4 protein-coding genes are annotated in these 16700 nt (G+C 42.7%); all 4 read right to left on the reverse strand.

The genetic code is table 11. The features are described 5' to 3' along the window. Positions 1-1238 (reverse strand): protein kinase domain-containing protein (locus V7L01_RS02720; RefSeq protein WP_335031694.1); only part of this gene is annotated, 1238 nt, incomplete at its 3' end. 75 nt (positions 1239-1313) lie between these two features. Then, the gene (locus tag V7L01_RS02725) at positions 1314-6740 is read right to left on the reverse strand and encodes a trifunctional serine/threonine-protein kinase/ATP-binding protein/sensor histidine kinase (protein WP_335031696.1); all 5427 of its coding nucleotides are present in this window, start codon (positions 6738-6740) and stop codon (positions 1314-1316) included. Positions 6741-6814: 74 nt separating this feature from the next. Continuing rightward, on the reverse strand, positions 6815-12676 hold the full coding sequence (locus tag V7L01_RS02730; RefSeq protein WP_335031698.1) for an AAA family ATPase: 5862 nt from the start codon (positions 12674-12676) through the stop codon (positions 6815-6817). A 74-nt stretch (positions 12677-12750) separates the two neighbouring features. Continuing rightward, a partial coding sequence (locus tag V7L01_RS02735; protein WP_335031700.1) for a trifunctional serine/threonine-protein kinase/ATP-binding protein/sensor histidine kinase occupies positions 12751-16700 on the reverse strand: 3950 nt, incomplete at its 5' end.

Consider the following 16700-nt stretch of genomic DNA (forward strand, 5'->3'; position numbering starts at 1 on the left):
TGGTCATATTTCCCTTTGATAAAATAACCGCGTTGACGCACAATCGGTTTATGAACTTCGTTGACAACCGCAGTTTTCCCAATCCCCGAAAACCCCGCTACCAGCATCATTTCTGTTGCACCAAGGCTGACTCTTTCAAAGGCTTCCAGTAGAGTTGATACCTCGGTTTCTCGTCCATAGAGTTTGTCAGGGATGATGAAGCGATCGCACACATCCCTACTCGCAATTTCAAAACCCCCCACTATACCATCAACTTGAAGCTGATGTAAACAATTTTCTAAATCAAATTTCAAACCCAAAGCACTTTGATATCTGTCTTCAGCATTTTTTGCCATCAATTTCATGACGATATCTGAGAGTACTTGCGGAATCTGTTCCCTGTTCCCCTTCGGGTTCGCCAGTTCCCCAGACGCTCGTTCGCCCTTGGCGTCTCCCCTTGGGAGAAGACTCGCTAACGCTGCGCTATCGTGACGGAGACCGCCATCGCGCTTCGCGTCTCCCCTTGGGAGAAGACGGGGGCTGGTCTCACTTAATGCCATAGGCATTTTAGCAATATGAGAATGCACCAACTCCATTGGATCGTTTGACGCAAAAGGTAACTTTCCTGTAAGTAATTCGTAGAAAGTCACACCTAAAGAATAAAAATCAGTCCGGTAGTCAATCCCCCGATTCATTCTTCCTGTTTGTTCTGGGGAAATATAAGCTAGTGTCCCTTCTAATACATTGGGATTGATTAGTGTTTGCGTTTCTCGTGGTAGTAAAGATGCAATACTAAAATCAATTAATTTAACTTGTTTTGTTTCGGGGTTAATTAAAATATTGGCAGGTTTGATATCTTTATGAATAATCCGCTGATGATAGAGTATATCTAAGGTATTACACAGTGCGATCGCTATTTCTAAAAATTCCTTTATAGATATAGATTGTTGGGTTTCCCTCACTCTCCAATCATTGAGAGAAATCCCCCCAAAGTCTTCCATGACCAGCGCATAGCCATTTTGGTAGGCTTGGAGGCTGTAGGTTTGGACAATCAGAGGAGAGTTGAGATTTTTGGTAATCGTGTACTGATTGCGAAATGACAATAGTTCGCTGAAACTTGGATAAGGATTTTTCAGCAGTTTAATCACTACAGGTAATGAGTCAGTCTCTCGATAGCCTCGATAAACTACGGTTCTGGAACCATTGTAGAGTAAATCATAGATGCGATATCCGGGAATATTGATAAGAGTGTTAACCATACTGTGCTTATCCTAATGATTTACAGATATAGTGTTCCCAGATATATCAAGTTATTTATTAACAAGAGCAAAACTTTACACCGGAATTTCAATGATAAATTCTGTACCCTGTCCTGGTGAAGAAATACAGCTTAATTGACCTCCATGTTTTTCGACCACAATCGAATAGCTAGTTGATAATCCCAAGCCTGTACCACTACCCACTGATTTCGTCGTAAAAAATGGATTAAATATCTTATGTTGTACAGACTTACTCATTCCTATACCGTTGTCGGCAATGCGAATTAATATGTTTGACTTTTTTAATTCCGTCTGAATTGTAATAGTCGGTTGGGAATTGGTATCTGATACTTCTAAAGCATCAATGGCATTATTGATAATATTCATAAATACCTGATTCAGGGCCGATGCATAACAATTAACTAAAGGTAATTGCTCGTATTGTTTCACGAGCGCAATCTCTGCATGTTTACTATTATTCTGAAGTCGATGCTGCAAAATTAACAGCGTACTCTCAATCCCAGAGTGAATGTCTACTGGTTTGATTTCTGATTCATCCAAGCGGGAAAAATTTCGCAGTGACAGCACAATCTGACGGATGCGATCTGCTCCAACCCTCATCGATGACAAGATATTTTGTAAATCATTCACCAGAAATTCTAGTTCAATATCGGCAATTTTCTCGGCAATCTCTGGCAATGGTTGCGGATAAAGTCGTTGATATAAATTATTTAATTCAATTAAAGATGCAACATATTCACTTGCTGGTTGTAAGTTGCCATAGATAAAATTAATTGGATTATTAATTTCATGAGCTATTCCAGCAACTAGCTGTCCCAAACCGGACATTTTTTCTGATTGAATGAGTTGGGCTTGAGTCGAGTAGAGTTTTTCCAATGTTGCTTCTAGCTGAGTTGCTTTTTCTGTTATTTCCTGGGTGCGTTCTTCTACTTTTTGCTCCAAATTATGGGAATAGTTCTCTAATTTATGATAAAGTTGGGCGTTTTCTAGAGAAATGGCTACTTGAGTAGTGAGAAGTTTGATAACCTGTAGGCGATCGCTAGTAAAGGCTCCCACCGTTAGGTTATTTTCCAGGTACAAAATGCCAATCAGCTTGCCTTGGTTGAGAATTGGCGCACAGAGAATACTTTTGGGTGAATGGCGCAGAATATAAGGATCGGCCGCAAGGGTTGGCTCAACTACTGCATTCTCAATTACAGTCAAGGAGCGGGTATTTTTCACCCGATTGATTAGGGCAACAGGTACTGTTTGACGATCTTCAATGGGTAGCGATCGCAAGATAATGCTAGGCTGTTCCAATTGGGATAATGCCTCAATTACCCAGCATGAACCTTTTGGCATCAGCAACGCACATTTATCCGCTCCCGCACTTTCAAGTATCACCTCAAGTAGGGTTGAGAGTAATTTCTCCAACTCAATTTCACTCGACAGAGATTGAGAAGCTTTGAGAATGGTCGCCAGATCGAGGGCTTCTGAGAAGCTAGTATTACCGAAGCTGGAACTTTGGAGGGTGTGAGAGGAGATAGAAATAATCGTTTCCGTAGATGTGAAAGATGATTGTTGTTTTTGCCAAATTGTGGCGAGTAGTTGGGGATAGCGGGTTTCTAAATCAACAACTTTAGCTTTTGCTCCCCAACGGGTGTAACAATAATAAGCTTCAGTCATATAGGTTTGAGCGATTTTTTCTTTGCCCCAATCCAGATAGAATTTAGCGGCTAGTTCATTGGCTAAAGCTTCTTCGTTGGGGTATTGATTTTCTTTGGCGGTAGCGATGGCGCGATCGTACTGCTCCATTGCTTCCAATTTGTTACCGAAAACTCGACACTTTTCGGCCTCAATTAGATGCCATTTATGCTTATGATTCATCGGGGCATTGTGCGCCCACTGGTGCAGAATAGTTTCATAGGTTTTAAACTCGGCAAGAATTGCAGAAAGCTCAATTTCTGACTTTGTGGGAACAAGTGCCAAGTACGTCAGGGCTGCATAGAAATGGAAAGTGGGAATATGCACCATTCCCGATGCTGCCATCAAATAGGGCTTGCCTTGGGTGATATAGTCGAGGGCAGCCTGATAATTGCCAAAGTAGTAAGCAAGCAGCAGTTTGTAAGTAGAAACAAAGGCGATCATTGTGAGATTCTTATCCTCGTGGTGCTTAGGAATCATCACCGTTTCATCGTAGGCAGTGCCTATTAAGCAATAGGGCTGGCTCACCGTTTCTCTGAACTGCTGCACTGTTTGCCGCACCATGCCCAAAATAATCCGCGCTGAATCTTGTTTCAATTGAGCCAGGGCAGCACTGTAACCAGTCAATTCCGATGCCAACGTGTCCAGGTCTACACCTGCAAAAAGCGCAACATAGGCGTAATTTGCTATGCCGTAGCCAGCAAAGAGAAAATCACCTGTTTCCATACCAATGATGTAACTATCTTTCATGGTTGGTAGGGTTGCCAAGAATGATTGCTGGTGATGCTGAATGAAATTCCCAAACATGTTGAGAGTACTACATTTCATCGACTGAGCATTCAACCTCTCCAGTAAGGAGAGTGATAATTTACCAAACTCGTAGCCTGTTTCGACTTCGCAAAGAATTGAACATAGCACCAGGCCATGCATCACATAGCCAACTGTCGAGGCTTTGTCATTGCCAAACTGGAGCGACAACCGCACCATCGTCGCGCTCAACAGGGGTAGTAAACCTGGCATTCCCTGGAACACAGGTGCAACCAACATTCTTAACAATTGCATCGCGGCGATCGCGGTGCGATCGCTCATCACGGGCAGATCGATCAACCCAGCAATCTCTCTGCCATTTAGTTGCTGGTTAAGTTCTTGTAAGGCTTTGTCAATCAAAGCTTCGTCTACTTTCGTCGGGAAATCCACCCCAAATTGTGCTAGAGCCTCTGTTCCCACTGCCAGCGCCGTTGATATTTGGATCTGAGCCACTAGTGCCACGATTTGAATTTCGTAGATTTTCACTTTGTCGAAAATAGTCTGTGCTTGTCGCAATACCACTGCGGCTAGCTGTTCCATACCCTCAAAGTCACCATTCAAATAAGCAACTTCCGCAGCCGTCACATACAGATTCAGAGTTAGTTCATATTGATGTTGCCAACAATCGACCTCTAGTAAATCAATTCCAGTTTGTAGATACACTTTGGCAGCAGTGTATGCAGTTGAACTTCTGGCTTTACTGCCAGCTTTGAAGTTAAGTTGTGCTAAGGCTACTCGTTCCTGTTGTTGATTAATTAATTCAATTCCTAAATTCAAATGAAGGGCAATATCAAACAGTTTTTCTTCTCGTTCTATTTCTGAAAAGTTCTGCTGAAGTAACTGTCCAATTTTGACATGAGTTGCTTTTTTTTGGTCATCAGGAATTAGGGAATAAGCTGCTTGTTGAACTCGGTCATGCAAAAATCGATAAATCGGATTAGCTGTGGCATTAGAAACCGAGGTACCATCAGATTGAATAAAGAACTTATAGATTTCCGTATTCGGAATAATCAGCCCTTCTTGCAACGCTTTCCATAAATCAGCCGCCGTTGTTTCTAGGGATTGTTCTGAAACAATCGCCAGCGTATTCAAATCAAACTGCGCTCCAATACAAGCTGCCAGTTTGAGAACATTCTGAGTCTGGTTCGGCAACTTCTGCAATTGCAGTGCCATAAACTCCACCACATCATCAGTAATTGCTAAGGCTCTGACTTGGGCAATATTACACTGCCAATGACAGGATTCTGAGTCAAAGGTAATTAGACGATCGTCATTTAATGCCTTGAGAAATTGGGTAGCAAAGAAAGGATTACCATGAGTTTTTTGATAGACTAATTTTGTCAACGGTTGGGCTAGCAATAATTTGCAATTTAGGGTATCTGCCACCAACTGATTCATATCTGATTCGCTTAACGGTTGCAGAACAATCGTATTGACCACTGCTCCAGTTTTGACGATTTCATCTACAGTCAGGATGAATGGGTGAACCGGTGAGACTTCATTATCCCGATATGCACCCAAGATTAATAAATGTCCTGTTTCTGACATCAATAATTGCAGCAATTTCAGCGATGCGGAATCTGCCCATTGCAAATCATCTAAAAACATCACTAAAGGATGCTCTTGGCTTGTGAAGATTTGCACAAATTTCTGCATCAGCAGATTAAAGCGGGTTTCGGCAGCACTCCCTGATAGTTCTATAGCTGGAGGTTGAGTACCAACAATGCGTTCTAGTTCTGGAATTACGTCAATCAAGACTTGTCCATTGTCGCCAACAGCTTCGAGAATCTTGGTTTTCCAGGCTTGTAGTTGTGCATCTGATTCTGAAAGCAATTGCCCCATTAAATCTCGGAATGCTTGCACAAATGCCGAAAAGGGAATATTGCGCTGAAATTGGTCATATTTCCCTTTAATAAAATAACCGCGTTGCCGGACAATGGGTTTATGAACTTCATTGACAACAGCAGTTTTCCCAATGCCAGAAAAGCCTGCTACCAACATCATTTCTGTTGTCCCCAGGCTGACTTTTTCAAATGCTTGGAGGAGGGTTAATACTTCGGTTTCTCTGCCGTAGAGTTTTTCGGGAATGAGGAAGCGATCGCTAATATCTCGCTCTCCTAATGTAAAATATTCAATGTTTCCGCTGGCTTGTAATTGACTTAGACAAATTTCTAAATCATGCTTGATTCCCAAGGCACTCTGATAGCGCTCTTCGGCATTCTTCGCCATTAACTTACTGACGATTTCAGATAAAATTAAGGGAATATTGGGATTGCGATCGTGTACGGCAATGGGATTTTTGGCAAGATGACAATGCACCAATTCCATCGGATCGTCTGAGACAAATGGTAATTTTCCTGTGAGTAATTCATAAAATGTGACACCTAATGAGTAGAAGTCACTGCGATAGTCAATTCCCCGGTTCATTCTTCCAGTTTGCTCTGGCGAAAGATAAGCAAGTGTGCCTTCTAGGGCGTTGGCATTTTGAATTTCTTGGGTTTCTCTTGGTAGCAAAGATGCAATACTAAAGTCAATTAATTTAACTTGTTTGGTTTCGGGATTAATTAAAATATTACTGGGTTTAATATCTTTATGAATAATGCGATGACGGATGACAATATCTAATGTGTTACACAGAGATATAGCAGAGAGCAAAAATTCCTTTAGAGACGTTATATGTAACCTCTCTACCTTGGCAAAATCCTTAAGGGATATACCGCCAAAATCTTCCATCACCAGCGCATAGCCATTTTGGTATGGTTCTAGGCTATAAGTTTGAATAATTCCCGGATGGTTAAGATTTTTGGCGATGGTGTATTGATTGCGAAACGACAAGAGTTCACCCAAACTCGGATAAGGATTTTTTAGCAGTTTAATTACTACAGGTAATGAGTCAGTTTCTCGATGCCCTCGATAAACCAGGGTTCTGGAACCATTGTAGAGTAAATCATAGATGCTATATCCGGGAATACTGACCAAAGTGCTAACCATGCTGCTAAATCCTGAAGATTTCCAGATTTAGTATTCCCAGATATTTGAAGTTATTTACCAAAAACCGCCAAAAATCATCCCGGAATTTCAATGATAAATTCTGTACCTAGACCCAGAACAGAGCTAAAACTCAATTTTCCGCCGTGGGTTTCTTCCACAATTTGACGAGCGATCGCGAGTCCTAATCCTGTCCCTTTACCAACAGCTTTTGTAGTAAATAAATGGTCAAATATTTTGGATTTTACTTGTTCGTTCATCCCTTTACCATTATCATAAATGCCAATTCTAACTAAATTATTTTCGATTGAAGTTTTAATTTTAATGCAGTTTAGATTGGCTTTAATATCTTCAAAGCTGCGTCCAGTGTTAGATTCATCTAAGGCATCAATAGCATTTGCTATAAGATTCATGAATACCTGATTTAATTGACCAGGGAAACATTCAATTTGAGGTAAATTACCGTAGTTAGTGACTACTTCAATCGCAGGACGTTGGTCATTCGCTTTGAGACGATGCTTCAAAATTAAAATCGTGCTATCGATACCTTGGTGAATATTAAATGGCACTTTATAGTCTCGATCTGCACGAGAGAAAGTACGTAAACTGGTGCTGATGTTTTTTAATCTGTCGCACGCCATAGACATAGAATCAATCATCTTGGGCAAGTCTGATAAACTATAATCCAAGTCGATTTCTTCGGCGTGGTCAATAATTTCATCGCTTATGTTGGGGAAGCCTTCTTGATATAATTTTAAGTGTTGGGTAATCTCAGTAATAGTGGGTTTAGCTTGTTTGAGACTAGCAGCAATAAAACCGAGGGGATTATTCATTTCGTGAGCAACGCCTGCAACTAAGTTACCTAACGCAGACATCTTTTCACTTTGGATCGTTTGTAATTGGGCGTTTTGCAAATCAGTTAGTGCTTGTTCTAAATCGAGTGATTTTTGCTCTAAAGCAAGTTCAGCAATTTTGCGTTTGTGAAGTGCTGCTTGCTGTTCGCTAATATCCAAAAATAAGCCATCCCAAACCATAGATCCATCAGCAAATCTTTTGACTCGTGATTCGCCATGAATCCACTTGATAATTCCAGAGGGTGTAACAATTCGTCCAGACCATTGCCAAGGAGATGAGGCTTGAATCGAATCAATCTGGGACTGCTGATAACTCACGACATCATCTGGATGCACCAGATTGTCGAAAAACTGCCAATTAGATATGGCTTGCTCTGGGGTAATTTCCAGCAAGCTGTAACAGTCGGCACTAATGTAACTCAACGATATAACCCCATTGGCACTCATGCTGTATTGATAAACTACTCCAGGTACGTTGTCTACTAAGTTATGAAAGCGAGACTGTGCAGCACTCAATTCGGCAAGCGATCGCTCTAGCTGTTGGGAATACTCTAACGATCGCTCATAAAGTCGGGAATTTTCCAAAGAAATTGCTGCTTGAGCGCAGAGCAAGTTAAGGAGTTCGACGCGATCGCTGGTGAATGTTCCCATTGCTAAATTATTTTCTAGATATAAAATGCCCATCAACTTGCCTTGATGTAAAATTGGACTGCATAAGATACTCTTAGGCTGTTGACGAACAATATACGGATCGTTGGCTAAGGTCGGATCTGCTGTCGCATCCACCAGGACAACGGTTTGCCTGTTGTGCAAGACTTTGTAAATCAGCTTCAGGGGAATATCCTGGCTTTCCTCAATGGGAATGCGCTGCAATACGATTGGTTGTGACCCCTCAACAATCAACCCTTTGACCAACAAGCGATCGTCTCGCAACAGCATAAACACGCATTTATCGGCCCCTGCATCTTCGATGACGATTCTAAGCAATGATGAAAGCAGTTTTTCAAGTTCGATTTGCTCTGAGAGAGTTTGGGAAGCTTTGAGAATAGCGGCTAAATCTAGGGAATCAGAGATGCTGCTAGAAGTGGCCGAACTGGTGGATGTAACGCTCCCCAAAGCGAAAATGGTTTCGTTAATGGAAAGGGGAGAACGGGTTTGCTGTAATATCGAAGCAAGTAGTTGAGGATAGCGTTTTTCTAAATCAGCGACTTTGGCTTTGGCTCCCCAACGAACATAGCCATAGTAGGCTTGAATCATATACTCCTGAGCAATCCGCTCCTTATCCCATTCCAGGTAAAACTTTGCTGATAGTTCGTTGGCGAGTGCTTCAATTTGGGTAAAGTGATTTTCTTTGGCTGCGATAATGGCGCGATCGTAACAGGCGATCGCATCTGCGTAATTACCAGAAACTCTTGCCATTTCAGCCCCAAGCAACAGCGATTGATGCAAAAAGTTCTCTGGACAGGTCTGGGTCCAGGTTTCTAGAAGCTTGCGGTGCTGCTGCATCACATCCCAGTAGTGCTGTTGATTCTCTGGTGTTGCTTTGAGATAAAGCGCGGCTAAAGTCAGCGGGTAATAGAAGTGGAATAAAACGATCGGAAACAGACCAAGATTAGAAGCCAGGGTTTTTTCAGCAATCGCAGCAACTTCCAGGGCATCAGCATAGCGACCGTACAAGTACAATAGCTGGAGTTTCAAGAAGCAATACCAATTGATCCCAGCTTCAAAATTATTCTTCTGCCAAGCATCAAGACAGACAATCTGGCGATCGCGGCGATCGACCAGCAGATCGGGTTCTGCCAACAAACCTTGCAGGTGCAACAGAAATTGCTGCTGGAGGTTAAATGTCAGCGTCATGTTCGCGTTATTTACTTGTTGCACATAGCTCAAGTATTTCTCGGTTTCGGCATACACCTCTGATAAGCAATCGCCCTTCAACAGCATTGTCCAAATCAGACATATTACTGCCCAAATGCCAAACCCAATGTCACCTGTTTCATAGCTGGTCTGAAGAGATTGTTGATAAACTGCTATGTTTTCAACCAGGGGTCTGTTGTAGGGATTGATTGTATGACCAAAAACGTTATTGGTTTTGGGAATGAACTTGGCGCTATTGAATTGGCAATCGAGCTTTCGCCCCAAGGTAGCGAACTCATAAGCACTTCGATAGTCTCCCTGAATCGTCAGCATCATCCCATACAAACAGTAAGCGCAGCCCGAACTTTCGGCATTGCCATAGGTGAATGAAGTATGAACCATTAACAGGATGCTGAGAATTGTTAGCGCTTGATTGCCACCGACATAAGCAGCCCCCCATAAATCGGGGAGGATTGACATACATACCTTCTTGGCTGGATCGGTCATTGCAGGCAGATCGAATAAATCTGCGGGTTGCACAGTTGCCAGTTTGACGTGGATCTCCTTGAGTGTGCTTTCAATCAGCGCTTGCTGACCTGCATCGGTTGCCGGAATGCTCATACCCATAACACTCAAGCCACTCAATGCAGCCTCATAAGCGGCGAGTAAATTCTCTCCCTGATTGGATCTCAGGGCTAGTTGCAGCCCATAAATGTCTGCTAGCTCGAATTTATTCTCAACGTACTGTAATGCCCGATGGAAAAGTTGTTCTGCCTTGTCAAAGCGCCCTGTGATGTATTCGCACTCTGCACATTCCCGATAAAGCTGAAACGTGAGGTCGTAGGCAGTCTGCCAGCTATCTTCGGGAAGCATTTCCATCCCAATTGTGCAGTATTTAATGGCTGCCTTATAAGCTGTAGAAACTTTTGCTTTTTTGCCAGCAATCAGATTCAACTGTGCTAACTCATAGCGATCGCCGATCCGATCGATCGGAGTAATTCCATTGTTCAACTGATTAACAATATCAAAAACATTCAGTTCTATGGCTTCAGGTGCGGTATTTCGCAACAGCAATTGCCCAATTTTGAGATGGGTGGCTTGCTTTTGGTCGTCAGGAATCAGAGAATAGGCAGCTTGCTGGACGCGATCGTGCAGGAAGCGATAGGTCGGATTAACTGTCTCCCCTGTCTGGGACTTTTGGGCATCCTGAAAAAACTTGTAAATCTGACTCGTGGGTAAAATCAAGCCTGATTGCAAAGCTTTCCACAATGCTGTGGCTGCATTGGTTGGCGATCGTTCGGAAACGATCGCCAGTGTTTCCAGCTCGAACTGTGCCCCCACACAAGCAGCCAGCTTCAGTATCTCTTGAGTGGCTTGTGGCAACTTTTGTAATTGCCGCGCCATGAACTCAACCACATCATCAGTAAGCGAGAGCAATTTTATCGACACCATATCGCACTGCCAGTGTCCAACTTGCAGGTTATATGCAATGTAGTTCTCCTGATACAAAGCTCTGAGAAATTGAGTAGCAAAGAAGGGATTGCCTTTGGTTTTTTGATAGACTAACTCTGCTAGGGGTTCTGCTAGAACTGTGGAACAACTGAGGGTGTCGGCAACCAAACAATCGATCTGATATTGACTTAACGGGGCGAGGGTAAGGGTACTGATAGTTGCCTCAGCTTTCTTCATCTCCTCCAGTGTCAGCATTAGGGGATGGCTGGGAAAGATTTCGTTATCTCGGTATGCCCCAATCGTTAGCAGGGAATCTACCTCCCTTTGACTCATCAACACTTGCATCAATTTGAGGGAGGCTGAATCTGCCCACTGCAAGTCATCGAGGAACATCACTAACGGATGTTCTAGTGTAGCGAACGCGGCAATGAATTTCACAAATACCAAGTTGAAGCGGTTCTGGGCGGCACTACCATTGAGTTCTGGGGCTGCTGGTTGTTTGCCGATAATCTGCTCTAGTTCGGGAATAACTTCAATTAGGACTTGCCCATTTTCACCTAAAGCACAGAGGATTTTCTCTTTCCACTGCGCCAGCTGAGTATCATTTTCACTCAACAGTTGTTCCATTAAATTTTGGAAGGCTTGCACGAAGGCACTCAACGGGATATTTCGTTGAAACTGGTCAAATTTGCCTTTAATAAAGTAGCCGCGTTGTCTCACAATCGGCTTATGCACTTCGTTGACAATAGCAGTTTTGCCAATCCCCGAAAACCCAGCTACCAGCATCATTTCTGTTGCACCAAGACTGACTCGCTCAAATGCTTGCAGTAAGGTTGAGACTTCGGCTTCTCTGCCATAAAGTTTATCGGGGATGATGAAGCGATCGCACACATCCCTAGACGCAATTTCAAAAGCATCTACATTACCAGAAACTTGTATTTGATGCAAACAATTTTCTAAATCAAACTTTAAACCTAAAGCACTCTGATATCTATCTTCCGCATTCTTCGCCATCAATTTCATCACAATATCTGAAATCACTTGCGGAATCTCTTCCCTGTTCGCTAATGCGGTAGGCATTTTAGCAATATGAGAATGTACCAACTCCATCGGTTCATTTGAATTAAACGGTAATTCACCACTCAGTAATTCGTAAAAAGTTACACCCAATGAATAAAAATCAGTTCGATAATCAATCCCCCGATTCATTCTTCCTGTTTGTTCTGGAGAAATATAAGCTAGTGTCCCTTCTAATACATTGGGATTGATTAATGTTTGGGTTTCTCGTGGTAGTAAAGATGCAATACTAAAGTCAATTAATTTAACTTGTTTGGTTTCGGGGTTAATTAAAATATTGGCAGGTTTAATATCTTTATGAATAATCCGCTCCCGATACAATATATCTAAGGTATTGCAGAGAGCGATCGCTATTTCTAAAAACTCTTGTAGAGACGAGATATATTGCCTTTCTATAGAGGTGAAATAATCTTTGAGAGAAATTCCCCCAAAATCTTCCATTACCAGCGCATAGCCATTCTGATAGGCTTGGAGATTGTAGCTTTGGACGATTAGCGGTGAGTTAAGATTTTTAGCTATGGTGTACTGATTGCGAAAAGACAAGAGTTCACAGAAGCTGGGATATGGATTTTTCAGCAGTTTAATCGTTACTGGTAATGAGTCAGTCTCTCGATACCCTCGATAAACTAAGGTTCTGGAACCATTGTAGAGTTCTTCGCTGATGCGATATCCGGGAATACTGACCATGCTGCTAACCATATTCCTAAATCCTTAAGATTTCTAGATTTAGTATTCCCAGATATCTGAAGTTGTTTACCAACCAGATCCAAACATTACACTGGAATTTCAATGTTAAATTCTGTACCCTCACCCAAAACAGAGTTAAAACTCAATTTTCCGCCGTGGGTTGATTCAACAATTTGACGAGCGATCGCTAACCCTAACCCCGTCCCTTTACCGACAGCTTTCGTCGTAAATAAATGGTCAAATATTTTTAATTTGACTTGTTCGCTCATCCCCTGACCATTATCAGCAATGGCAATTTTCACGCTTTTGTTTGCGACTGAGGTTGTAATTGTAATCCAGTTAGGATTAGCTTTAATTTCTTCAAAGCTGCGTCCCTGATTAAATTCATCCAAAGCATCAATAGCATTTGCTAGAAGGTTCATAAATACCTGATTTAATTGACCGGGAAAACATTCTATATGAGGTAAATTCCCATAATTGGTGACAACTTCAATAGCAGGACGTTGTTCGTTAGCTTTCAGACGATGTTTGAGAATGAGAATAGTGCTATCAATTCCTTGATGGATGTTAAATGGCACTTTGTAATCTTGGTCTGCACGAGAGAAAGTGCGTAAGCTGGTGCTAATATTTTTCAGGCGATCGCACGCCATAGACATAGAATCAATTATCTTGGGAAAATCTTCTAAATTATAATCCAAGTCAATTTCTTCGGCGTGGTCAATGATTTCATCATTTTTGTTGGGTAAACTTTCTTGATAAAGCTTTAAGTGTTCGATAATATCAGTAAACGTTGGTTTAGCTTGTTTTAGACTGGCAGCAATAAAACCCAAAGGATTATTCATTTCGTGGGCAACGCCTGCAACTAAGTTACCTAGTGCAGACATTTTCTCGCTTTGCACCATTTGTAATTGAGCGTTTTGCAGATTGTTTAATGCGTGTTCTAATTCAAGTGATTTTTGCTGCAAGGCAAGTTCAGCAAGTTTGCGATCGCTAATATCTATCTTTATGCCATCCCAGACGATCGAGCCGTCGGCTTGCCGTTCCGGTCGTGATACCGCCTGCACCCATTTCACAGTGCCAGAGGTCGTAATAATGCGCCATTCATGCTCAAATGGCGTGAGGGTCTGGGTAGAATGGATCGTAGCCTGGGTGATGGCTGTGCGATCGTCAGGATGCTCCAGCATCCGAAAGTCTTTGATTCCTGTCAAAAACTCTTCGGGTGGCACTTCATATAGATCGGCACAGCCTGGACTAACGTAGGGAATTGAAACAGAACCATCGGCAGCGAGGCGGAACTGGAAAATAATCCCAGGTACATTATCCACCAACTTCTGAAAGCGGGCTTTGCTGGCACTCAGTTCTACCAGCATTTGTTGGGCTTGCTCATAAAGTTGGGCATTTTCGATGGAAATTGCGGCTTGGGCGCAGAGTAAATTGAGCAGTTCGACGCGATCGCTCGTGAACACCCCCGTTGCTAAATTATTTTCTAGATATAAAATGCCCATCAACTTACCTTGATGTGAAATTGGGCTGCACAAAATACTCTGAGGCTGCTGACGAATGATATAGGGATCATTGGCTAAAGTCGGATCGGCCATCGCATCCAGTAGCACAGCAGTCTGTCTGTTGTTCTTCACTTTGTAAATCAGCTTTAGGGGAATATCTTGACTCTCCTCAACCAGAAGGCGCTGCAACACTACCGGCTCCGAACCCTGAATAATTGACCCTTCGATCAGCAGGCGTTCACCTTTGGTGTCGCGTGGCGAATCGTCTCGCAAGAGCATTAGCACGCATTTATCGGCCCCCGCATTTTCGATGACGATCGCAAGCAACGATGAGAGCAGTTTTTCTAGTTCGATTTCACCGGAGATACTTTGGGAAGCCTTGAGAATAGCAGCTAAATCGAGAGAATCGGAGACGCTGGAGGAAGAACTAGAAGAACTAGTGGAGGTGACTGTTCCTAATGCGAAGACGGTTTCGTAAACCGAGAGAGCCGTGCGATTTTTTTGGAGAATAGGAGCCAAGAGTTGGGGATAGCGACTTTCCAAGTCAGCAACTTTGGCTTTTGCACCCCAACGAGCATAGCCATAGTAAGCCTTCGTCATGTATGACTGGGCAATCTCCTGTTTATCCCAGTCGAGGTAAAATTTTGCGGCTAGTTCATTAGCCAGCGCTTCTTCCTGAATATAATCATTTTCTTTGGCTCCAATGATGGCGCGATCGTAATGTTCAATTGCTTCGGCTTTATTGCCTAAAACCCGATGTTTTTCTGCCTCAACTAAATACCATTTATGCAGATGATTCATCGGAGCATTTTGCGCCCACTGTTGCAAAGTGGTTTGATGGGTTTGGGCCAAAGCGAGAAATTCGCCTTGCTCCGACTCTGGCTGTGTGGGGAAGAGCGCCAAATACGTCAGGGCTGTATAGAAATGAAAAATGGGAATGAAAATCATCCCTGATACTGCCATTAAATACTGTTTGGCTTGGGCGCTATGTTCTAGGGCAGTCGTGTAATTACCAAAAAAGTAGGCAAGCATCAGTTTGTAAGTGTAAGCAATAGCGATCGCACTAAGATCCTTGTCCTGATGGTGCTTAGGAATCATCACCGTTTCATCGTAGGCACTGCCAACTAAGCAATCCGGCAGAATCCGGGCTTCCCTCAAGTTCTGCACAGTCTGTTGCATCATATCCAAATAAATCTGGGCAGAATGTTGTTTTACCTGCACTAAGACAGCCCTGTAAGTTGCTATTTCGGGTTCCCAAATGTCCAGTTCTACCCCAGCAAAAAGTTTGGCAATGAGGTAATTCAGGGAATTATAGCCAGCGTTGAGAAAATCACCAGTTTCTATACCAGTTGCATAGCCATCTTTCATCGTCAGCACCGTTGCCCTGAGAGATTCCTGATGATGTTGAACCCAAGCCGCAAACAGAAGTAGAACTTTACACTTGAATTCCCCGACATTAAATTGATCTAGCAAGTTGATTGCCAATTGCCCAAAGCTATACCCTGTTTTCACTTCTCCCAAAAAAGCACACAACACCATACTGTGAATCGCATACCCCACCATTGATGCAGGTGCATTCCCAAACTGGATTGATAAACTCACCATCGTTGCGCTCAGTATGGGCATTAATCCGGGCATTGCCTGTAGAATCGGTGAAAATAATAATCCTAAGAGTTGCATAGCTGCCTGAGTCTGGCGATTGCTCATTACAGGTAGATCGACTAATTCCTCAATCCCTCTGTCACCTTGAAGACTAACTACGGTTTGTAGGGCTTTAGCAATTTTGGCTTCGTCAGGTGCAGTGGGGAGTTCAACCCCCAATTGCAAGAGTGCATCTCTTCCGACTGCAATGGCTTCTAATATCTTGCCCTGGGCTGTCTGGGCGACGATTTGAATTTGGTAAATTTTGATTTTGTCTAAAATCGTCTCAGCTTTTTGTAACACCAGTGCTGCTATTTTTTCCATGCCATCAAAATCAGCATTCAAATAAGCAGCTTCGGTAGCAGCAACATGAAGATTCAGAGTCAATTCATATTGATCTTGCCAGCAGTTGGCTGTCAATATTTCAATCCCTGTTTGCAAATAAACTCTTGCCGCAGTATAGGCTGTAGAATTTCTCGCCTTCACTCCAGCTTTGAAGTTCAGTTGGGCTAATTCTTCCCGTTCTTGCGGTTGAGCGATTAGCTCAATTCCTTGGTTTAAATGTAGGGCAATATCAAACAGTTTTTCTTCCAGTTCTACTTCCGAGGAACTGTGCAGTAGTAATTTTCCAATTTTGAGGTGAGTTGCTTGTTTTTGCTCATCGGGAATCAGGGAATAGGCAGCTTGCTGTACTCGGTCATGTAAGAATCTATATGAAGCTGTCCTTTGTCCTATGTCATTTGTCATTTGTTTGTTATTTTCTAATGACCAATGACTAATGACTAATGACGAATTTTGATAAAACTTATAAACATCACTAATCGGTAAAATCAACCCTTCTTGCAACGCTTTCCACAAATCTGAAGCCGTTTCGATTGGGGATTGTTCAG

The sequence above is a fragment of the Nostoc sp. genome (assembly GCF_036917095.1).
Lineage (GTDB): Bacteria > Cyanobacteriota > Cyanobacteriia > Cyanobacteriales > Nostocaceae > Nostoc.

What these genes read in the sequence shown, in the direction of transcription:
- V7L01_RS02725 (WP_335031696.1), bottom strand. Translation starts at nt 6,740, where the DNA reads ATGGTTAGCACTTTGGTCAGTATTCCCGGATATAGCATCTATGATTTA.
- V7L01_RS02730 (WP_335031698.1), bottom strand. Translation starts at nt 12,676, where the DNA reads ATGGTTAGCAGCATGGTCAGTATTCCCGGATATCGCATCAGCGAAGAA.